The organism is Haliea salexigens DSM 19537, assembly GCF_000423125.1.
In the GTDB taxonomy this organism is placed as follows: Bacteria; Pseudomonadota; Gammaproteobacteria; order Pseudomonadales; family Halieaceae; genus Haliea; species Haliea salexigens.
On record NZ_AUHJ01000010.1, the window covers coordinates 121,818 to 142,601 of the forward strand.

A 20,784-nucleotide genomic window follows, 5' to 3' on the forward strand; every position below is an offset into this window, starting at 1 on the left:
TGGCCTGTTGCAGAATCAGCGCGCAGTGTAATGCGGGCGTGCCCGCAACCTGTTGACCTGCATCAAACCATCGCGTGGCTCAACGCTCCCTGGGCACGCCCCGAGACTCGGAGGCCACGTTGGCGTTGACATCAGGGCCACTCGGCAAGCGGATGAAATGTTCAATCGGAAAGTCGAGCGCATCGCGGTCGCGATCGAGCACGATCAACCCGGGCTCGTCGGTGGTCAGCCAGGCGCCACAGGCCTCGCCCGCATCGCAAATGAACAGGTCGTTGTCGGCATCAGTGCCGGCAAATACCTGGTAGGTGCCGTCCGGCAGGTCCTGGAAGCGGAAAGCATAGCGGCCCGCCTCCGCGCGCGCCACGCTTTGTGCAATCGCGGCGTCCGTGGCGGGGTCGTAGACGATAACGTAGAGCACTCCGACGTCCGCCACTGCGGCATCGCCCACGGAGAGCAGCGCGCGAACCTGCAGGCTGTTGGCACTGGAGCGCGCGCTCACCGTGGCGGAATAAAGACCGTCAGCCAGGCCACTGCGGTCAACCTGCAGCCGGTAGCGGCCCAGGCCAGCGGCATCGACCTCCAGCGCGCTGACGCTGAGCCAGCTGGCGTCGCTGTCGAAACCCAGCACCTGCAGGTCGCCACTGCCGCCGTTGCTGAGGGTGATGTCCAGTTGCTCCCTGGCACCGCCAAAGTTGAGCGACTGGCTGGACGCGCGCAAGGTGGCGGGCGGCGTGAACGTCTCGCCGATACTGGCCAGCGCGGCTTCCACCGCCTTGCGCGCGTTCACCAGTCCGTGGCCGTAAAGGTCGTCGCGGCCAGCGCTGCCAAGGTCGTCGGTCAGGCTGCCGCTCTGCAGCAGGGATTCCAGCTGCGGCCCATCCAGCTGCGGATTGATACTCTTCATGAGCGCGATAACGCCTGACACGTGCGGTGCGGCCATCGAGGTGCCGTTGAGAAAGGTGTAGGCGAATTCCACGCCGCCGGCGTCGGCGGAGCCGCCGGTGCTGAGGATGCCGTCCGGATAGCCATCGCCGTTGAAATCGGTACTGCCATCACCGCCGGGCGCGCTAATGTCGATGGAGGTGCCGCGGTTGCTGTAGCTGGCAATCTCGCGCTGTGCGTCTACCGCAGCGACGGAAATAACCCCGTCGTATGCCGCCGGATAGGCCGGTGCACGGGTGGCCTCGTTGCCGGCCGAGGCCACCACGATGGTGCCGCGCTCGCGCAACTCGCGGTACAGGGCCTGATTCATCTGGCTGAAACCCTCACCGCTCAGGCTCAGGTTGATGATAGCTGCCGCGGCGGCGGGGAAGGTACCGGAGTCGTTGGCGAGGCCGGCGGCGAAGCGCACGGCTTGTGCCACGTCGTAGGACGTGCCGCCCCCGTCATCAAGTGCCCGCAGGGGCATCACGCGGGCGCCCCAGGCGACGCCGCTGACGCCAATGCCGTTGTTGCCCCGCGCCGCCACGGTGCCTGCAACGTGAGTGCCGTGAAAGCGGCTATTGCCCGGGTTGGCGCGGTTACCTGGGTCCTCGGGGTCGGGGTCTATACCGTCGCCATCGGCTGCGGGGTCGCGCACGAAGTCGTAGCCTGCCACCAACTGGCCCGCCAGATCCGGGTGATTGGACAGGATGCCGGTATCAATGACCGCGACGATGACGCCCGGATCGCCAATGGTCACATCCCACGCTGCGGGAAGACCAATCAGCGGGTAGTGCCATTGCAGATCGTAGGCGCTGTCGTTCGGCTCCAGCGCGGTGTGCAGACGGTAATTGGGTTCGACGTGGCGCACGTCAGGCTGTCGGCGCAGTTGCTTTACGCTGATGAGCGTCTCCCAGCGCTCGCGGCGGGCGCTGTTCTGGAAGTCGTTTTTGCGACGCGCAGCCGTGCCCAGCCGCTGTCGTTCCGCCTGGCCGGCCAGAATTTCGAGCAGACGCGCGCGGCCGGGGCCGCCAGCACGTTCCTGCATACCCATCTGGTAGGCCAGGTCGGCGTGAAAGAAGCCCGGCGCGAGGATCTCGCTTTCCGCGAATTCCACGATGATTTCGCCGGGTACCAGCTCGGCATCCGTGCGCGGTGCGCTGTCGAGTGCCGGGCTGCCAACCGCCAGGATATAGTTGGTTGCACCGAGAAATGCCGTCACATTCACCAGGTAAGTGCCGTTTTCCGGCGCTGTAACCGTTTCGATTTCGCCGGTCTCTACCGAGAAGTCGATCACTTCTCCCGCCTCGTTGTAGAGATACAGGTCCGCATCCGCGTCTTCAAAGTCCGCTACCAGCAGGGTCACCGACTGGGCCGCCAGTAGCTCCAGGCGGAAGTAGTCGTCGATGTCACCCCTGAGTTGCGAGCGTCCCTCGGCCCCTGTTCCCGGTTGGTTGATATAGCCGCCCAGGGTTACCGGGTTGGCCAGCGCTTGTGCGCTGCCCGGCATATCGTTTGGCGTGTAGAGGCTGGCGGTGTCGTTGGTGTCGCCGTCCACTGCCTGGTTGCTGGAGGCGAGCACGGTGCCGCTCAGGTTCCAGCGGCCGACTGCCTCCCCTATGACCGTAATACGGGTGGATGCACTGGCGCTCGCCCCCTGGTTGTCGGTCACGCTCAGCGAGAAAACAAGGACGGTGTCGGCGCCCACGGCGGGCGCTGTGAAGCGGGCGGTGGCCGTTTCCCCGCCGACAATGGCCACGTTCGGGCCTTGTGTCTGGCGCCATTGATAGCGGCTGATACTTCCATCGGTGTCACGCGAGCCGCTGCCTTCGAGCGTAACCTCACTGCCACCTGTCACGGAAGAGGGGCCCGTTACCTGTGCAATGGGCGGTTGATTTGCGGCTGGCCGGGTTTCACCGCCGCCCCCACCGCCGCCGCAAGCCGCGAGCAATGCGGTCAGCCAGAGCCCGCAGAAGAGCCTGGTGCTCACGTGGCTGACGCTGTCGTTGTACTGTGGCATGTTGAGGCTTCCTGCGAGTGTACACGGCAGTATAGCGACAAATTCCGGCCTGCAACCCTGCGGGTTGGCATGTCTCTTTCGCCGTCTGATTCCGTCCAGCCACTGCCCAGGAAAAGCCGTGGATTTGTTGCTTTTGGAAAGGCATTGCTCTAATTTGTACACACGTGTGCAATTTTTGTGCAGCGCTCATTCATCAACAATAATGCAATGGTTATTTGCAGAGAGAGAAGGTCATGTCCGATAAATTGATAGTGGTATCGTCCGACTGCCACGCCGGCCTCCATATCGCCGACTACAAGCCCTATGTTGAGTCCAAGTATCACGACATCATGGACACCGCCGTGCCGGTGCAGATCGAGATCACGGACAAGGCGGAACAAAGTTTCCTGATCAAGGAAATCAACGATGCCTGGCGCGAGCCCATCAAGAAGCAGCTCACCGGCGCATGGGACTACGACGAGCGTATTGCCATGCTGGAGCAGGATGGCATTGCGGCTGAGGTAATTTTCCCCGACGGCATCACCGAGATGAACACGCCACCTTTTGGTGCGGGGCTGGGGCTTTCGCCGCGCAATGCCGTGCCGGAACTGCAGTGGGCGGGCGCGATGGCCCACAACCGCTGGTTGGCCGAGTTTTGTGCCAACGACCCGGCTCGCCATATTGGTGTCGCCTCCATTCCCCTGCTGTGGGATGTCCAGCAGGCGGTGGACGCCGTGCGCTGGTGCGTCGACAACGGCCTGAAGTCCGTGATGATCCCGACGCTCTGGGGTGACAATGACCCCTACCACCATGTGAAGTACGACCCGTTCTGGGAAGTGTGTCAGGAGCTCGGTGTGATTGTTCACTTTCACTCGGGCCCGGCACCGCAGCCCGAGTACTTTGGCGAGCAGTGGCCAATGGAAGACCTGAGCGACAAGCTGCCGGGTGCCATGGGCATTTACGTGTCCGAAGTCATGTGGTGGTTGTATCGCCCGCTCACCTTCATGATCTGGGGCGGCGTTTTCGAGCGTTTCCCGCGGTTGAAGGTGGTGCTCACCGAGGGGGGCACGGTGTTCATGCTGCCACCCTGGCTGCGCTTGCTGGACCACAACTACTTTGATGTACAGTTCTCGGCCAAGCTGGGCGACTTCCGCAGCCATCTGTCGATGTCCCCGGGCGAGTACTTCCAGCGCAACGTCGCCGTCGGCGCCTCCTGTGTGCCGCGCGCAGATATTGAGCTGCGCAATATCATCGGCATCGACAAGATGATGTGGGGCAGCGACTATCCGCACCCCGAAGGGACCTGGCCGCACACGCAGGAGTATTACCTCAATACATTTGCCGGCGTTCCTGAGGCGGACGGACGCAAGATCCTCGGCGAAAACGCGATTGCCTGGTACGGGCTTGATCGCGCTCGCTTGCAGGCAGTGGCCGACAGAATCGGTCCCAGCAGTGCCATTTTCCACGCCACGGGAGAAGCCGCATGACCAAGATAGTCGAAGCCTGCGAGGCAAAAACCAACACCACGCCGGAGTTTCCAATGGGTTGGTATTCCGTGGCGCGCAGCCACGAGCTGCAAGTGGGGGAAGTGAAGCGTGTGCACGCCTTCGATCGCGAGTTTGCGCTGTATCGCACGCGTTCGGGCCAGGCCGTGTTGCAGGATGCGTTCTGCCCGCACCTCGGCGCCCACCTCGGCGTGGAGGGGCGTGTCGTCGGTGAATCCCTGCGCTGCCCCTTCCACGGCTGGCGTTTCGATACGCAGGGCCAGTGCGTGGAAATCCCTTACTGTGACGAGATTCCGGAGCGTGCGCGTGTTCGCACCTGGCACACGGAAGAGGGCAACGGCGAGGTCTACATCTGGTTTCACCCACAAAACCTGGCGCCCAAGTGGCCCCTGCCGCAGTTGGTGGAACTTGGCGATGAACACTGGACCGCACCGCGCTACGCGGAGTTCGAGGTTCCCGCCCATATCCAGGATATTGCGGAAAACTCCTGTGACCCGGTGCATTTTCGTTACGTGCACAAGCAGCCCGATGTGCCGCCCTCGGAAGTCACCATTGATGAAGACGGACGCACGCTGCACCTGCGTTCGGATTCCAGCCAGTCGCAATTCCCCAACCAGCTGCACGCCATGGTGCTGAACCCGGGCCTGGCGGTGGTGCGCACCAGCTATGGGCCCAACGCCGAAATGGTGGTGTACAACAGTGCGCAGCCTATCGATCGGCACACCACGCTGCTGCGCTGGACCCTGACTGTGCGCCGGGAGATTGAAGACCTGGCAGGCGATGATGTGATGAAGGGCATTATTGCCGGCATCCAGGACGACTACCCGATCTGGGCCAACAAGGTGCACAAACACAAGCCGGTGTTCTGCCGGGAAGACAAAACGCTGGTGATGTACCGCAAGTGGGTGCGCCAGTTCTATATCAACGCTGAGGATGTAAGCTGATATGCGCGATTTTACAGGCAAGGTGGCCGTGATAACCGGTGGTGCGAGCGGGGTGGGCCGCTCACTGGCCTTTGCCCTCGGTCGTCGAGGGGCCCGCATAGTGGTGGGCGACGTCGATGAAACGGCCATGGCCGACATCGATCAGGCACTGGCTGCGGAGGGTATCGAGGCACGGGTGGCGCATTGTGATGTCACCAGCGCGGCCAGCCTCGAGAGCCTTGCCAACGTGGCCACTGAGCACTTCGGCGGCATACAGCTGGTGTTTGCCAACGCCGGCATTGGTGCGGGGGAGTCCGGCGCCATGTGGGACTACTCCGAGAAGGACTGGCAGTGGTGCTTCAACGTCAACATCTGGGGTGTTATCAACTCGATCCGCGTGTTCATGCCGCGCCTGATTGCTGCCAATGAGCCCGCTCATTTCGTGGTCACCGGTTCCGGTAACGGCGCGCTGTTGGTGTTCCCGGATGCCCCTATCTACACTGCGAGCAAGGCTGCGGTGCACGCCATTACCGAAAACCTGCACTATCAGGTGCAGGCGGCACAGAGCCCGGTGAAGGTGAGTGCCCTGTTCCCCGGCCCGCACGTGGTGGAGACGGGCCTCTTCAACTCTGGCCGCGTGCGCCCGGAGGCCTTGAAGAAAGAGGTCGAAGGCAATGCATCCGGTATCAGTTCCGTCGATGACATGAAGCGTATGGCGGCGGAGTACGGTATCGAATTGCAGACCACGCATCCCGATGAGGTGGCGGCAATGGCCGTGGCGGGGCTGGAGGAGGACGCGTTCTGGCTGCTGGCTACAACCCCGGAGACTGACGAAAAAATTCGCGCCCGGGCGGACATGATCCTCAATCGCACAACGCCGGCGCCCAATATGGTGGGCGGCTGAACGCTGCCCCCGATCTTCATAACGAGAATAAGGAAGAAAGCCAATGACCTCAGCAGAAGGAGCCCCCCAGGGCAATACGGGCGATATCGCCAACTGGCCGATGCTCAAGATTGTGTATCGCACTGACCCCGAAGCAATCGCTGCGGTGTTGCCACCGGGTATTACCCCGGGGGCCGACCCACACGTCAACCTCACCATTTACAACGTGCCGGTGCCGGACGAGCCAGAATACGGCATTTTGCAAACCGTGAATGCGGACTACAACGGCGTCGCAGGCGAGTACGCGCTCGGCTACGGTATTGACCAGGAGTCGGCCATCTTCATCAGCCGCGACCACAATGGCCAACCCAAATATCCCTGCCAGACAGATTATTACCGGTTAGGGTCTGCAGTGCGCGCGCTGCACACACCAGGGCTACACGTTTGTCGAGTTTCGCGGTACCGCGAGTGGCGAAAACGAACCACAGGCGGAGTTTGATCTGAACGAGTGGTGGGTGAAATTCTCTCTCGCAGTGGGCGCCATGCCCGATGCTGCCAACGGCTATGATTTTCCGCCCCATGTGGTGCATGTATTGAGCCGCTATGGCTGTGCCTGGAAAGAGCGGGTCGATGGCGAGCTGGTGCTGCACGACAGCCCCTGGGACCCGCTGGCGAGCCGCTTGCCCCTGCGTGAGCAGATCTCGGCGCACCTCTGGTGGCCCACCTTTTTGGGGCGCGATATCAAGCTAGCCGGCAAGCTGGACCCGGAGGCGTTCAAGCCCTTTACAGATACCATTTCCGGCTCACGCTGGAAGGGAAGCCAGGGCGGTCCTCTGCGTAGCTGAAGGGAGCGCCAAAAAAACGGCCTGCCCCTTGTGAGGGGCAGGCCGCTGTATGCGGTGGGCGTGAGCCCTAGCGCAGATCGAAGCGGTCCAGGGTCATCACTTTGGCCCAGGCTGCAACGAAGTCATTCACGAACTTCTCCTGTGCATCGTTGGCGGCATAGACTTCGGCGATGGCACGCAGCTCCGAGCTGGAACCGAACACCAGGTCGACTGGTGTTGCCGTCCACTTGAGCTCGCCACTGGCGCGGTCACGGCCCTCGTACACCCCTGCCGTGTCATCCGACTTGGACCACACGGTGCCCATGTCCAGGAGGTTGACGAAGAAGTCGTTGCTCAGTGTGCCCGGGCGACTGGTGAAGACACCGTGGTCAGCATCACCCGTGTTGGCATCCAGAGCCCGCAGACCGCCCACCAGCACCGTCATTTCCGGTACGGACAGCGTCAACAGGTTGGCCCGGTCGACCAGCTGGTCGGTGGGCGAACGCAGGGCGTCGGCGCTGTAGTAGTTGCGGAAGCCATCGGCTTTCGGTTCAAGTGGCGCGAAGGAGGGTGCATCGGTCATCTCCGCGGTCGCATCGGCACGACCGGGCACGAAGGGCACTTCTACTTTCACGCCCGCTTCCTTGGCCGCCTGCTCAATGGCAGCTGCACCGCCGAGGACGATCACATCAGCCAGCGACACCTGCTTCTTGCCGCGTCGTTGTGCATCGTTGAACTCGGTTTGTACGGACTCCAGTGTGCTCAGCACCTTGGCGAGTTCCTCGGGGTTGTTCACCGCCCAGTCTTTCTGCGGTGCAAGACGAACCCGTGCGCCGTTGGCGCCACCGCGCATATCGGAGCCGCGGTACGACGAGGCCGAAGCCCAGGCGGTGCGGATCAGTTCAGGCCCGGTGAGGTCGGTGTCGAGAATCGCTTCCTTGAGTTTGCGGATGTCCTTGGCATCCACCAGCTCGTAGCTCACCTCGGGTATCGGGTCCTGCCAGATCAGGGCTTCCTCTGGTACATCGTCGCCCAGATAGCGGGCGCGCGGTCCCATGTCGCGGTGAGTCAGCTTGAACCAGGCGCGGGCAAAGGCGTCTTCAAAGGCCTTGGGGTTCTCCAGGAAGTTCTGGGAGATCTTGCGGTAAGCCGGGTCAAACTTCAGTGACAGGTCGGTGGTGAACATGATGGGCTGGTGTGCCTTGCCGGCTACGTGCGCGTCCGGCACGGTGTTGGCGGCCTGGCCATCCTTCGGCACCCATTGGACGGCTCCTGCGGGGCTGCGGGTCTGCTCCCATTCAAAGGCGAACAGGTTGCTCAGGTACATCATGCTCCACTGCGTGGGGGCCGCCGTCCAGGCACCTTCCAGGCCGCTGGTCACGGTGTCTTCGGCGTTACCCTTGCCACAGGAGTTCTTCCAGCCCAGGCCCTGTTCTTCCAGGCCTGCAGCGGCGGGCTCGGGACCGACACAGTCGTCCGGTTTGTGTGCGCCGTGTGCCTTGCCGAAGGTATGGCCACCGGCGATCAATGCCACGGTCTCCTCATCGTTCATGGCCATGCGGCCAAAGGTGTCGCGGATGTCCTTTGCGGCCAGCAGCGGGTCAGGGTTGCCGTTGGGGCCCTCGGGGTTCACATAGATCAAACCCATCTGCACCGCAGCCAGCGGGTTGGCGAGCTTGCGATCACCGCTGTAGCGTTCGTCGGCGAGGAATTCATCCTCCGGTCCCCAGTACACCAGGTCGGGCTCCCAGTCATCTTCGCGACCACCAGCAAAGCCGAAGGTCTTGAAGCCCATGGACTCCATGGCCACGTTGCCGGTAAGGGTCATCAGGTCTGCCCAGGAAATGCTGCGGCCGTATTTCTGTTTGATTGGCCACAACAGGCGGCGGGCCTTGTCCAGGCTCACGTTATCAGGCCAGCTGTTCAGCGGTTCGAAACGCTGCTGGCCACCGCCCGCACCGCCGCGTCCATCCGCGATACGGTAGGTGCCCGCCGCGTGCCACGCCATGCGAATGAAGAATGGGCCGTAATTGCCGTAGTCTGCGGGCCACCAGTCCTGCGAAGTGGTCAGGACGGCTTCGATGTCCTCCTTCACGGCATCCAGGTCGAGCTCGTTGAAGGCTGCCGCGTAGTCGAATTCCTCGCCCATCGGGTTGGATTCCGCAGCGTGCTGGCGCAGCGGCGCAAGGTTGAGTTTCTCTGGCCACCAGAACTGGTTGGACATGGGCGCTTGCTGGGCGCTGGCGATGCTGGATGACACGGCAAGTGCCACCGCTGCCAGCAAAGGCAGTTTCTTAGTATGCATTGCAACCTCCTGGGTAGTTACGCAAGTCAAAACACGGCGAATGCCGCGGGTAGCAACATTCGAGGCTGCACCATAACGCGCTTGCGGCTCATTGGCATACTAAAAAAAAACGCAAGAAGCGATCGATATTTCCGATTCACCACTGCGTTTACGCGTTGCAGCGCGGTAAACCGAAGGCCGCGTGGTGATCTGCCTTCGCTTCGGAAGCGGCTTGCGCCCTGTACGCGTACAGGTAATTATGCGGTTTTGTTTTGGGGCGGGGAGCTATCAGTTTGGTCTTGAGTGCTGTGCAGGCGCTGCAATTGACTCTGGTCGTGGTGAGCCTGGTGTTTGCCGGAGCGTGTTTCCTCGGGTGGCGTCTGTTTGAGCGCCCGCGACACGCGTTGATCTGGAGTGGCGCGTTTCTGCTCGCCGCAATGCAGTACGGCTTGAATCTCATGCGCGATGCGGCGCCGTCCTACGAGTGGTGGTGGGTCACCGTCAATGTAGTGTCGTGCCTGTTGGTGCTGGGTGCCGTCCTCGGTCACAGGGTGAGGCTGGGCCTCGCGTCGCCCGCCTGGGTGCTGGCTGCGATTGTATTGGCAGTTGCTGTCATACAAGTGGTATTCACGCTGCTACTGCCGCGTGATGATGTGCGCGTTGCCCTCGGCCCCGGGTTTGCCTGCGTCGCCTTCCTGCACGTCGCCTGGGTGCTGCATCGGCACGGTCCGGAGCCGCGGCTTGCCCAATACGTGGCCGCCGCTGTGCAGCTGTTGTTTGGCCTGGCCCAGGGGCTGGCGGCAATCGTCGCCCTGCAGTTCGGGCCGGAGTCAACGGCGCAACAGCGGGATGCCTATAATCTGGTCAACTTCGCGTTTATGCCCACCTTCTTTGTGGCAATGGGAGTGACCGTGATTTTCCTGCTTGCCACCGATCTGTCCAACCGGCTGCGCCTGCAGGCCATCACTGACCAGTTGACCCAGGTTGGCAACCGGCGCGGTTTCCTGATTGCGGCGGACCTGCTGATGTCCGGCGCGCGTCGCCACCAGCGGCCCCTGGCCGCTGTCCTGGCAGACATCGACCATTTCAAGCGTATCAACGACCGTTACGGGCATGCAGTAGGCGACAGAACGCTGGCGCATTTCTCGCAGATATTGCGCGACTGTGTGCGCAGCGAGGATGCCATCGGCCGCGTGGGGGGCGAGGAATTCGCTATCATGATGGGCGACTCCAGTACCGAGGACGCCGGTCGCATGGTTGCCCGTGTGCAGCAGATGCTGCTGGAAAGGCCGCTGCTGGAGAGTGGGCAGGTGATTGCGCTGACCGCGAGCTTCGGCATTGCCGAGCTGCATGGCGACGACGACAAAGAGGACCTGCTGCTGCGAGCAGACCAGGCCCTGTACGAAGCCAAGGCATCGGGCCGCGACGCCGTGCGTGTGGCCGGCAATCGGCATCTCGTGGGTATGGTATCTCATGGCTGAGTTGACCATACTGGCCGGCGCAATCCTGTTCGTATAACCATAAAGCTCAATTACCCGGAGTCCATAATGTCCCTGCGCAAAGCCAAACATGCCCTCACCCTGTTCTTGATGAAGACCCTTGCGGGGCTCGCTCCCTCGCCGGCGTATATGGTGTATCTCGGCTCTGGCAGTGCCGCCCAGCTCTGTCGGCATATTGTGCGCAGCGGGGCCGGCAAGCTGCTGGTAGTGACCGACAAACCCCTGCGTGAGCTCGGTATCGTCGATCAGGCGACGGCAGCCCTGGCTGATGCCGCCCTGTCCGTGGTGGTGTATGACGGCGTGGAGCCCAATCCGACCTATGCCCAGGTGGCCGCTGGCCGAGCGCTGATGCTTGAACACGGCTGCGATGCGGTGCTGGCGATTGGCGGTGGCTCCTCTATTGATGCCGCCAAGATCATTGCCGCCTCCGCCACCAGCGAGGAGGATCCGAAAACCTGGGTGGGGTTTGGCAAGGTCAAACACGAGGTGCCGGCTTTGTACGCCATTCCCACCACCTCCGGCACCGGCTCCGAAGCGACCATGGGTGCGGTGATTTCGGACTCCGTCAGCCATGAAAAGGGTGTGATATCCGGAGCCCCTCTGCTGCCGGCAGCGGTTGCCCTTGATTCTGATCTCATGCTCGGCATGCCGGCGCCGATTACCGCGGCAACTGGCATGGATGCACTGACGCACGCGATTGAAGCGTTTATCTGCGTGTGGGACCGGGGCACGCGCAAGGCCCATGCGAGCATGGCGGTGCGGTTGATCTTCGCCCACCTGCGAGACGCTGTGGCCGATGGCAGTAACCGCGAAGCGCGGGATGCCATGGCGCTTGCCGCCTATTACGCGGGTATCGCCATCAATCAGGTGAACGTGGGCAATGTGCACGCGATCGCACATCAGATCGGCGGCAAGTATGGTATTCCCCACGGTCTCGCCAATTCCCTGGTGCTGCCGCACGTATTGAATTTCTGCCGCACAGAATCCGAGCAGGAGCTGGCGGAGCTCGCTGTGCTCGCCGGTGTTGGTGAAGCCGGTCAGGATACCGCGCGACTGGCAGGTCAGTTTATTGATGCGGTCGTGCAGTTGCGCGCCGACGTGGGTATGCCAGAAACCTCGGACCGTATCCGCCCGCAGGACTACGGCTACCTCACCGACCTGGCGCTGAAGGAGTGTGAGAGCTATCCGGTGCCCAAGCTGCTGGAGCGCGACCCTACCCTGGCGATTCTGCGCGCAATTACGGCCTGACCCTCAAGGGCCCGCCCTGTGCGGTGCCCTCCGGGCCCCGCCGAGCACGGTGTGCTGGCAGGCTTAATGGCGTCCCTTCGGGTTCAGCGTACTCAACCACTCCCGCGTCAGCGCCATAAAGTGCTCAAAATCTCTGCCAGGCCCCTGTGAACAGGCGAAACCGTGCTCTGCGTCCGGATAGTGCTGCATCGTCAGCGGTACACCCGCATTCTCCAGCGCGGACCCCAGCGCCCGGCCTTCGTCACGCAAGGGGTCGCGCTCGGCGGTGACCAGCAGGCAGTTTGGCAGGGTATGCAGGTCCTCGCGCCCGGCCAGCAGGGCACCGGCGGCCGCTGCATCTTCGGCTTCCTGCCCCGCCAGCCAGGTATCCCAGAACCAGCGCATGATGCCACTGGTAAGGGTCTGTCCACGCGCCCGTTCGATATACGACGGATAGGGGTGGCTGTAGTGGTCTACGACAGGGTAGATCAGCAATGCCCCTGCCAGCCGGGCCCGCACTTCGGGCGCGAGGGCCAGCGCGGTGCATGCGGCGAGGTGGCCGCCCGCGCTGTCGCCGGCGAGCACGAAGCTGCCATCACTGGGGCCAAGGCTCTCGGCATGGTGGAGCAGCCAGTGGGTAGCCGCCAGGCAGTCCTGCAGGGCGGCAGGGCAGGGGTGCTCCGGTGCCAGCCGGTAATCCACGGCGACCACGGTGCAGCCGGTGTGTTCACGTAGTTGCTGACAGAAGGGGTGGTGGCTGATGAGGTCGCCAATGACCCAGCCACCGCCATGGAAATAGATGATCAGGGGTTTGCTGGCGCCGACCTTGCTGCTGTACATCCGCGCCTGCAGTTGCCCGTGCGGCCCGGGCAGCTGCAGGGTGCTGTAGGCGGTGTCGGTGAACTTCCCGTGCCAGGCCTGCGCGTTGGTGTGCCGGTAGTAGCGGCGCGTGGCCCAGACTCTCAGTGCTTGCAACATGGTGCGAAGGCGCGCTCCTGCGGATCAGTCGAAGGCGATGGATTCAGGGAGCTGGAAGTACCAGCGCACACCCGCGTCGTCGGTGTTGAAATCGATCTGGCGCCGGCGCCGCAGGCAGTTCAGGTGGGCGATGGTTTCCCCCGTGGCCAGGCTCAGGTGATGCTCGGTGATCTCGCGTTTGAACAGGGCGGGAAAGCAATCGACGACCCGCTTCGGCTCGGACAGGTGATCGTAGAGCTGGTTGAGCTCCTTCTTGTGCGTTTCTATCAGCTGGGTCAGGCGCACATGCAGGCCGTAAAAAGGTGCTTCGTGAGCGGGCAGGACCAGCAGGTCTTCAGGCAGCAATTCTCGAATGCGGGCGCAGGACTGCAACCACTCCTGTAGCGGGTCACTGTCCGGCTCAGTCGGGAATACGCTGACGTTCGGCGTGATCCGCGGCAGCACCTGGTCGCCTGAAATCAGCAGTTTCAGCGCCGGGCAATACAGGCAGGCGTGCTCCGGTGAGTGCCCGCTGCCCACAATCACCTGCCAGTAGCGCCCGCCAATGGTCAGCGTTTCGCGATCCTTGAGGCGGTGGAAGCTGTCGGGCAGGCGATACACTGCGCGACCGAAGCCGCCAAACGCGCGACGATAGTTGTCGATCTGTTCCTCGCTATAGCCCGCGGCCTTGAAATAGCGAATCGCCACCTCGGGAGCTGGCTTGCCGGTGTCACTCACCAGGGAGCGACACATCAGATACTCTTCCCGTGTCATCAGCAATTGGCAATCGAAGCGCTCTGTCAGCCAGCCGGCCAGACCCACGTGATCGGGGTGCATGTGCGTGCAGATCACTCGTGTGATGCGCTTGCCGCTGAGGAAGCCGCTGAACAGGGTCTCCCAGATTTCCCGTGAGCGCGGCAGGTCGAGGCAGGTGTCGACCACAACCCAGCCATCGCCATCCTCGAGCAGCCAGATGTTGATGTGATCCAGGCCCATGGGCATAGGGAAGCGCACCCAGTAGACGCCCTCGGCAACCTGCTGCGGCACACCCTGTTCCGGATTGATGGCGCGCGTCCAGGGGTAGGTCAGGCCGGCGTAGTTTTCGGGGTTGGCTACGAGCATCAAGAGTTCCAGGCTGAAAGTGGCGAGTCGGCTATGTTCGGCGTTGGTGGCGGGAAAGTCCAGCGTGCGGCGTTGGGGCAGCGCGGCATACAAACGCGCAAGGTGCGACAGCGTGCTTTTCATCCCCGCACTTCTACCGTATTCTGCGCGTTTTTCCGGCGGACCTGTCATGTCAACCACCGACACGCTGCGCCTGCTGTTGCTCTCCTCGCTGTGGGGCTTTTCTTTTATTTTCATGCGTGTGGCGGTGCCCGAATTCGGTGCCCTGCCGCTGATTCTGGTACGCATGCTGCTGGGCACGCTGTTGCTGCTGCCACTGCTGTGGCGTCGCGATTATCTGCGGCTTGTGCGCGCCCATGCATGGCCCTTGTTTCTGGTGGGGCTGACTAACGCGGCACTGCCGTATTCCTTCCTCGCCCTGGCCACGCTGCGCCTAGAGGCCGGTGTCACCTCCCTGATCAATGCGGCCACGCCCATCTGCACCGCGTTGTTGGGCGCGGCGTTTTTCGCCACGCCCATTGTGCGCAGGCAAGTACTTGGGCTGGCACTGGCCTTTGCCGGCGTCGCCGTGTTGTCTGCCGGACGGCTGGATTTCAGTGCCGGCGGCGAAGGCTGGTTTATTGTGTCTGCCCTGGCGGCAACGCTTTGCTACGGATTCGCGGGCAATTATTCGCGCACACGGCTGGCGCACCTCCCCACCCGGGTGCTGGCGGCGGGCAGCAGCGCTGCAAGCGGCGTGATTCTGTTGGTGCCCGGGGTACTGCTATGGCCTGCGGAGCCCGTGAGCGGCATGGCCTGGGGTGCCGCCGTGGGCCTCGGTGCCGTGAGTACCGCGGCAGCGCTGTTGCTTTATTTCGCCCTGCTCTCAAGTGCGGGCGCCACGGCCACTTCCACCGTTACCATGCTGGTGCCGGTAAGCGCGTTGCTGTGGGGTTTTGTGCTGCTGCAGGAGCCGATTACCCTGCAGGTATTGACCGGCATGGCGATCACCCTGCTGGGTACCGGTATTGCCACCGGTGTGCTCCGGTCATGGCGACACACCCCCCCGACGTGAACGCGCCCTGGAGTGTTAGCAGACGCTGCGTTGCTGATCGCTCCAGTAGCGGGCGCGCACGGCTTTCTTGTCCGGTTTGCCCACCGGGGTCAGTGGAATCGCATCCAGGTAGTCCACACTCTTGGGTGCCTGTACCGATCCCTTCGCGTCCTTTACCAGCTGTTTCAGCTCGGCAGTCAGCGCGTCGTCAGCGGTAATGCCCGGCTTCAGCACCACCACTGCCTTGACCGACTCACCCCACTGCGCATCGGGTACGCCAATGACCGCTACCTGTTGCACCGCCGAGTGGCGACTGAGCACATCCTCCACCTCTCTGGGGTAGACGTTGAAGCCGCCGGTGACAATCATGTCCTTGGTGCGGTCGACGATGTGCAGGAAGCCATCCTCGTCCAGGCGCCCGACATCTCCGGTGTGCAGCCAGCCGCCGGCAAAGGCCTGAGCGGTGGCCTCGGGCATGTCCTTGTAGCCAGTCATGACCAGCGGGCCGCGCACACAGATCTCACCGGGCTCGCCGTTTGCCACGGGGTTGCCTTCGGTATCCAGCAGGGCCAGCGGCACCCACGGGGACGGTCGACCACAGGCACCAAGACGCTCGGGTTTATTCAGGTCGTGCTCCTGGCGGCGCATATTGGCCACTACCATCGGTGCCTCCGACTGGCCGAAGAACTGGTAGAACACCTGCCCCCACAGCTCGATGGCCTGGCGCAGGCGCGCGGGGCTCATCGGCGAGGCGCCATAGAAGATGGACTGCATGCTGGACATGTCGGCGCTCTGAGCGCGGGGTGAGTCGAGCAGAAAGTACAGCATCACCGGCACCAGCATGGTGGCGGTGATGCGATGCTGTTCCACCATGTCAAAAAATGCATCCGGGCTGAACCCCTGCATGACATAGAACGCGCCGCCCTTTTGCAGCACGGGAATGAAGAATGCTGCAGCCGCGTGGGAGAGCGGGGTCGCAATCAGCATGCGCAGGTCGTCCGGGAACTCCCATTCGGCCAGTTGTATCTGGGTCATGTAACTGGTGACGCGAAAGCTGCTCATCACGCCCTTGGGCCGCCCCGTGGTGCCCCCGGTGAAATTGATGGAAGAGATATCCTCCGGGCTGACGTCCGGGGCCACCAGGGGTTGTGGCGCGAAACTGTCGGCCAGCGCCAGGTAGTCGGTGCCCTGCGCGCTGGGGCCAAACGCCAGCAGGTGTTTTACCCCCGGTACCCGCTGTTGCAGTGCGCTGGCGTGCTCTTCGAATGTGGTGGGGTCGTAGATCAGTGCGTCAATCTCCGCGGCCTCGAGCACAAAGGCGTGGTCATCCAGTGATCCCAGCGGGTGCAGCGGCGTGCCGATACAGCCATTGAGCTGCATCGCCGCGATATTGGCCAGTACCTCCGGGCGGTTGCCGGAAATAACGGCGACGCGGCTGCCTTTACCCAGGCCGGTGGCCTGCAGTGCTTGCACCAGCTGGCTGGTGCGTTCACGCACTTCGCGGTAGGTCGCCACTTTGTCGCCAAGAAACAGGCAGGGCTGGTCGTGATAGCGGTTCAGGCCCTCTATCAGCAGCTGCGGCATCAGTGGGGGCTGGTAGAGTTTCTTATTATCCATGGCTGACCCCCGAGCTTGCTAGTGTTGTGAATCGACGCAGAGCCCGCGGGCCAGTGCGGTGAACATGTCTGCTACGCCCCGCTTGCTGAGAGCGGCATCGACCACCATGCTGGAGCCGTGGAAAGTGCCCGGATAACAATGGATCTCGGTGGACACGCCCGCCGCCAGCAGGCGCTGGCCATAGACCAGCGCTTCATCGCGTAGAGGATCAAATTCCATGACGGTGATGCAGGCCGGGGGCAGGCCCGCCAGATTTCCTGCGCGCGCCGGGGCGGCCAGTGCGGGAACATCGTCCGCGCCACGCCGCAGTGCATCGCCCAGGTAGTAATCCCAGCTTTGCTCGGCGTTGGGTCGGTGCCAGATAGGTGTGTCGGTAAAGGCCTGCATGCTGGGGGTGTCCAGCCTATCGTCCAGGACCGGTATGGAAAGGAACTGGTAGCACAGCGCCGGCCCGTTCTCGTCGCGCGCACGCAGGGCGCAGGCAGCCGCCAGGCAACCACCGGCACTCTGCCCGATGATCCCGAGGCGCTTGACGTCGATGCCGAGTGTGTCCGCATTGGCTCGCGTCCAGGTCAGTGCCGCGTAGCAGTCATCAAGCGGCCCGGGGAAGGCGGTCTCGGGAGACAGCCGGTAGTCAACCGAGACGACCACAATACGCAGGTTCTGGCTTATGGCGAGACAGGTGGCATGCTCGCTTTCCAGGTTGCCGAACACGAAGCCGCCACCGTGCAGGTACAGCAGCCCCGGCAGGGCGCCATCGACGCCTTCCGGGCGATAAACCCGCACCGTAACATCGGGGGCGCCGTTCTCACCGGGTACGGGGTGGTCGTTGATACTCATGCCGCTGGTGTCCAGCGCCTCGTTGGCAGGCCCCACTATAGCGTCCATGGTGGCGCGCATCGTGGCCGGGTCTTTCAGGTCGAAGGGTGGCAGTAGTTCCAGAATCGGGCGCAGCTCGGGATCGATATTGTATTTCATGGTGTTTGGTTCTCTCATTTTATAGTGGGGTTATTGTGTGACGTGCAGCCAGTGCTGTCACCTGCCTGGCGGCGTCTCGAGTGCAAGTATGGAAACCCCTGTGCAGCTTTCTTGCATCGCACAGTGCCCATCCGGGTTGCCGTTCGGGCACTCACCCCTGGCAGTCCAGCACAATCTTGCCGGCTACCGCGCCGGCATCGATCAGCCGGTGCACTTCTGCGGCGTCACGCAACGGGCGGACTTCAGCAACGGCAGGGTGCAGGCGATCATCGCCCAGCCACTGCATGAGGGTGGCGACGTCCGTGCGGAATTCATCAGGCAGTTTTTTCCGCCGGCTGAGAATATTGTAGAAGCTTGAGCTGCGGCCATCCGGCAGCAGGCGCCACAGCCCCAGTAGCTTGGCAAACCCCCACAGCAGGCTGGGTACACTTTCGTCCCCCGTGGTTACCTGCAATGCCCCGAACCCCACCAGGCGGCCGCCTTTTGCGACACAGCGGTAGGAGCGCGACCAGGACTTGCCGCCGATGGTGTCGAACACGGCCTGTACGCCTTTGCCCTGGGTGAGGCGCTGAACTTCAGCGACAAAATCCGTGTTGCGATAATCGATGGGGGTGGCACCGAAGCTGCGCACCAGGTCGTGCTTGCTCTGCGATGCCGTGCCGTACACCGTTAACTTCAGTTCGCGCGCCAGCTCCAGCAGCGCCGTGCCCACTGCGCCACCGGCGGCGTGGACCAGGATGGCATCGCCCGGTTGCAGCGTGCATTCGCGGGTGAGCATCTGCCAGGCAGTGGTGTAGGAAAGCATCATGCACACGGCCTTCACCGGGTCCAGGCCGGCGGGGCAGGGCACTACCTGGTCTGCATCCACACACAGGTACTGGGTATAGCCGCCAATGGCTGGCATATCCGCTACCGTGTCGCCCACCTGAAATGTGTTCACACCGCTGCCCAGCGCGTCGACCACACCCACCCAGTCGTAGCCCGGGGTAAAGGGCGGCTTTTCTTTCACATCCACATACTGTCCCTGGCGCACGATGGTGTCTGTAAACCCGGTACCGGCCGCCAGAACTTTCACCCGCACCTGCCCTGGGCCGGGCTCAGGGAGTGTGTGCTCCGTCACCAGGTGCAGATTTTCCGGCCCGCCAAATGCGCTGAGCTCAATGCGTTGCCACTCTGTTGCGGTCATGCCTGTTTGTCCTTGATCGAGTGAGCAAGCGAGTATGTCGCCGCAGGAGGCCTCTGTCTAATCTGCTTGCGCAGCCGATGCTTGGTCTGGTGGCCGCAGCTGACGTATGCTGGCTATGGCGGTGCTTCCGGTTCCCCCGGGGAATCTGTGTAGCACTGCCATCCCAAAGGTCCAAGGAGGTTATGGAGTGACCACTTCGCTGCGCCAGACGAACCTTGCGAAGCTCGCCGGCCAGGAGTTTGATGTGCTGGTGGTAGGCGGCGGCATCAACGGTGCTGTATCGGCCGCCGCACTGGCGGGCCGTGGTGTCAACGTGGCGCTGATTGAGCGCGAGGATTTTGCCAGCGGCGTCAGCTCGCAGTCATCCAACCTGGCCTGGGGCGGGATCAAGTATCTGGAAAGCTACGAGTTTCTGCTGGTCAACAAGCTGTGCCGCTCACGCAACGAACTCATGCGCGCGTACCCCTCCACGGTAAAGGAAATCCGTTTTTTCACCACCATCCAGAAAGGTTTCCGCTGGCCGCCGCTGGTGATTTTTCTGGGGAGTCTCCTGTACTGGGTAATGGGGCGTTTCAAGACGGCACCACCACGCTATGTGAGCGCTCGCAAGCTGGAGGCAACTGAGCCCGTTATCAACACCCGGCAAGCTGCCGGTGGCCTGGAATACTCCGATTGCTACCTCTACGACAATGATGCCCGCTTTGTATTCGGCTTTGTGCGCAAGGCGCTGGACTATGGTTGTGTGGCGGCCAACTACGTTGCGGCGACGTCGCTGCGGCGCGAGCAGGGTCGTTGGCTGGTGGAGGCGCGGGATACCGTGAGCGGCGAGGTCTTCACGATTGCCGCCAAGGCGCTGGTGAACGCGGCGGGCCCCTGGCTCGACACCTTCAATCAAGCTGCGGACATCCAGACCAGGCACCACCATGTGTTCTCCAAGGGCATCCACCTGATTGTCGACAGGGTCACCGACAACAAACGGGTGCTGACTTTCTTTGCCAGTGATGGCCGCCTGTTCTTTCTCATTCCAATGGGCTCCCGTACCTGCGTGGGCACCACCGATACGCGGGTTGACTCGCCGGAAGTGGGTGTCACCGATGAGGACCGCGATTTCGTTCTCTCGAATATCAACGCCTTGCTGGACATGAATCCACCCCTGACCCGTGACAGCATTATTTCAGAGCGCTGCGGTGTGCGCCCGCTCGCCGTGGGCGGTGACGATGGCAGCGCCGACTGGGTGCAGCTTTCTCGCAAGCATGTGCTGGAAGTGAACCGGGAGCGGCAGCACATCAGTATTCTTGGCGGCAAGCTCACAGATTGCCTGAACGTGGGCAATGAAGTCGTTGCCGAACTCGTCAAGCTGGGTATCAGCGTGCCGGACCCTGAAGCCAGCTGGTACGGCGAGCCCCCTGCCGAGGTGCACGAAGAATACTTGCGCCAGGCACGGCTGATGCAGCTGGATACACTTACCGCTCCCACATCGTCGGAACCCTTGAGCGAACGCTTCTGGCGCCGCTATGGCCAGGCGGCCTTCCACCTGCTGGAGCGTATCCGCGCGGATCGCAGCTGTGCCCGGCTGTTGATAGGCCGTGCCGAATACACCCGTTGTGAAATGGAGATGACGGCACAGCGCGAGATGGTGGTGAAGCTCGAAGACTTCATGCGTCGGCGTTCCAAGATCGAACTGGTACTGCGGCGAGACGAGATTGTCGAGGCACCGGGTTTGCGTCGCGCAGCAGAAATCCTGTTCGGGGAAGAGGCCGAGCAGCGCCTGGCGGAATACGTTGCCGGCGATTTGGACTAAACTGAGCGGCGAGTAACGATACGCA

General features: G+C 62.7%; 16 protein-coding genes. 9 read left to right on the forward strand and 7 right to left on the reverse strand.

What is annotated here, in order from left to right; translation table 11 throughout:
• Positions 1-79: 79 nt before the first annotated feature.
• Entirely contained in the window at positions 80-2,941 is a 2,862-nt protein-coding gene (locus G533_RS0112700) for a S8 family serine peptidase (protein WP_051230288.1), read from the reverse strand.
• A gap of 233 nt (positions 2,942-3,174) precedes the next feature.
• Here G533_RS0112700 and G533_RS0112705 point away from each other — a divergent pair, with 233 nt between their 5' ends.
• Genes G533_RS0112705 through G533_RS25280 form a run of 5 tightly spaced genes read left to right on the forward strand, consistent with a single transcriptional unit; the run spans position 3,175 to position 7,076 of the window.
• Complete coding sequence (locus tag G533_RS0112705; RefSeq protein ID WP_027950280.1) at positions 3,175-4,407, forward strand: amidohydrolase family protein; 1,233 nt, start codon at positions 3,175-3,177, stop codon at positions 4,405-4,407.
• Entirely contained in the window at positions 4,404-5,369 is a 966-nt protein-coding gene (locus tag G533_RS0112710) for a Rieske 2Fe-2S domain-containing protein (protein ID WP_027950281.1), read from the forward strand. The genes G533_RS0112705 and G533_RS0112710 overlap by 4 nt, the downstream gene beginning before the upstream one ends.
• Position 5,370: 1 nt before the next feature.
• Entirely contained in the window at positions 5,371-6,252 is an 882-nt protein-coding gene (locus tag G533_RS0112715) for an SDR family NAD(P)-dependent oxidoreductase (protein WP_027950282.1), read from the forward strand.
• A 43-nt stretch (positions 6,253-6,295) separates the two neighbouring features.
• Positions 6,296-6,730, forward strand: coding sequence for an acetoacetate decarboxylase family protein (locus tag G533_RS25275; protein ID WP_338035402.1), 435 nt, complete (start codon positions 6,296-6,298; stop codon positions 6,728-6,730).
• Positions 6,639-7,076, forward strand: a complete 438-nt coding sequence (locus G533_RS25280; protein WP_338035405.1) for an acetoacetate decarboxylase family protein — start codon at positions 6,639-6,641, stop codon at positions 7,074-7,076. The genes G533_RS25275 and G533_RS25280 overlap by 92 nt, the downstream gene beginning before the upstream one ends.
• A 67-nt stretch (positions 7,077-7,143) precedes the next feature.
• On the opposite strand, the gene katG is transcribed toward G533_RS25280, so the two are convergent.
• The gene (gene katG / locus G533_RS0112725; protein ID WP_027950283.1) at positions 7,144-9,360 is read right to left on the reverse strand and encodes a catalase/peroxidase HPI; all 2,217 of its coding nucleotides are present in this window, start codon (positions 9,358-9,360) and stop codon (positions 7,144-7,146) included.
• 272 nt (positions 9,361-9,632) lie between these two features.
• Between katG and G533_RS23570 the strand changes: the two genes are divergently transcribed.
• On the forward strand, positions 9,633-10,820 hold the full coding sequence (locus G533_RS23570; RefSeq protein ID WP_144079874.1) for a GGDEF domain-containing protein: 1,188 nt from the start codon (positions 9,633-9,635) through the stop codon (positions 10,818-10,820).
• Positions 10,821-10,886: 66 nt separating this feature from the next.
• Positions 10,887-12,086: an iron-containing alcohol dehydrogenase gene (locus tag G533_RS0112735; protein WP_035528000.1), complete on the forward strand. Its 1,200-nt coding sequence runs from the start codon at positions 10,887-10,889 to the stop codon at positions 12,084-12,086.
• Between the two features lie 63 nt (positions 12,087-12,149).
• On the opposite strand, the gene G533_RS21925 is transcribed toward G533_RS0112735, so the two are convergent.
• Both G533_RS21925 and G533_RS0112745 read right to left on the reverse strand, forming a co-directional pair.
• Positions 12,150-13,043, reverse strand: coding sequence for an alpha/beta hydrolase (locus G533_RS21925; protein WP_035528003.1), 894 nt, complete (start codon positions 13,041-13,043; stop codon positions 12,150-12,152).
• Between the two features lie 24 nt (positions 13,044-13,067).
• Positions 13,068-14,267, reverse strand: coding sequence for an MBL fold metallo-hydrolase (locus tag G533_RS0112745; protein ID WP_338035403.1), 1,200 nt, complete (start codon positions 14,265-14,267; stop codon positions 13,068-13,070).
• A gap of 46 nt (positions 14,268-14,313) precedes the next feature.
• Here G533_RS0112745 and G533_RS0112750 point away from each other — a divergent pair, with 46 nt between their 5' ends.
• Positions 14,314-15,198, forward strand: a complete 885-nt coding sequence (locus G533_RS0112750; protein WP_027950286.1) for a DMT family transporter — start codon at positions 14,314-14,316, stop codon at positions 15,196-15,198.
• A gap of 15 nt (positions 15,199-15,213) precedes the next feature.
• Here G533_RS0112750 and G533_RS0112755 read toward each other — a convergent pair whose 3' ends face one another.
• The 3 genes from G533_RS0112755 to G533_RS0112765 form a co-directional block, all read right to left on the reverse strand.
• Positions 15,214-16,794: an AMP-binding protein gene (locus G533_RS0112755; RefSeq protein ID WP_027950287.1), complete on the reverse strand. Its 1,581-nt coding sequence runs from the start codon at positions 16,792-16,794 to the stop codon at positions 15,214-15,216.
• An 18-nt stretch (positions 16,795-16,812) separates the two neighbouring features.
• On the reverse strand, positions 16,813-17,772 hold the full coding sequence (locus G533_RS0112760; protein WP_027950288.1) for an alpha/beta hydrolase: 960 nt from the start codon (positions 17,770-17,772) through the stop codon (positions 16,813-16,815).
• Positions 17,773-17,923: 151 nt separating this feature from the next.
• Entirely contained in the window at positions 17,924-18,958 is a 1,035-nt protein-coding gene (locus tag G533_RS0112765) for a medium chain dehydrogenase/reductase family protein (RefSeq protein WP_035528008.1), read from the reverse strand.
• Between the two features lie 187 nt (positions 18,959-19,145).
• On the opposite strand from G533_RS0112765, the gene G533_RS0112770 reads away from it, so the two are divergent.
• Complete coding sequence (locus G533_RS0112770) at positions 19,146-20,759, forward strand: glycerol-3-phosphate dehydrogenase/oxidase (RefSeq protein ID WP_027950290.1); 1,614 nt, start codon at positions 19,146-19,148, stop codon at positions 20,757-20,759.
• The last annotated feature ends 25 nt before the right edge of the window (positions 20,760-20,784 follow it).

Bases quoted from the DNA above. Each gene is read 5' to 3' on its own strand.
- G533_RS0112700 (WP_051230288.1), bottom strand. From the start codon at position 2,941: ATGCCACAGTACAACGACAGCGTCAGCCACGTGAGCACCAGGCTCTTC.
- G533_RS0112705 (WP_027950280.1), top strand. From the start codon at position 3,175: ATGTCCGATAAATTGATAGTGGTATCGTCCGACTGCCACGCCGGCCTC.
- G533_RS0112710 (WP_027950281.1), top strand. From the start codon at position 4,404: ATGACCAAGATAGTCGAAGCCTGCGAGGCAAAAACCAACACCACGCCG.
- G533_RS0112715 (WP_027950282.1), top strand. From the start codon at position 5,371: ATGCGCGATTTTACAGGCAAGGTGGCCGTGATAACCGGTGGTGCGAGC.
- G533_RS25275 (WP_338035402.1), top strand. From the start codon at position 6,296: ATGACCTCAGCAGAAGGAGCCCCCCAGGGCAATACGGGCGATATCGCC.
- katG (WP_027950283.1), bottom strand. From the start codon at position 9,360: ATGCATACTAAGAAACTGCCTTTGCTGGCAGCGGTGGCACTTGCCGTG.
- G533_RS0112735 (WP_035528000.1), top strand. From the start codon at position 10,887: ATGTCCCTGCGCAAAGCCAAACATGCCCTCACCCTGTTCTTGATGAAG.
- G533_RS21925 (WP_035528003.1), bottom strand. From the start codon at position 13,043: ATGTTGCAAGCACTGAGAGTCTGGGCCACGCGCCGCTACTACCGGCAC.
- G533_RS0112745 (WP_338035403.1), bottom strand. From the start codon at position 14,267: ATGAAAAGCACGCTGTCGCACCTTGCGCGTTTGTATGCCGCGCTGCCC.
- G533_RS0112750 (WP_027950286.1), top strand. From the start codon at position 14,314: ATGTCAACCACCGACACGCTGCGCCTGCTGTTGCTCTCCTCGCTGTGG.
- G533_RS0112755 (WP_027950287.1), bottom strand. From the start codon at position 16,794: ATGGATAATAAGAAACTCTACCAGCCCCCACTGATGCCGCAGCTGCTG.
- G533_RS0112760 (WP_027950288.1), bottom strand. From the start codon at position 17,772: ATGAAATACAATATCGATCCCGAGCTGCGCCCGATTCTGGAACTACTG.
- G533_RS0112765 (WP_035528008.1), bottom strand. From the start codon at position 18,958: ATGACCGCAACAGAGTGGCAACGCATTGAGCTCAGCGCATTTGGCGGG.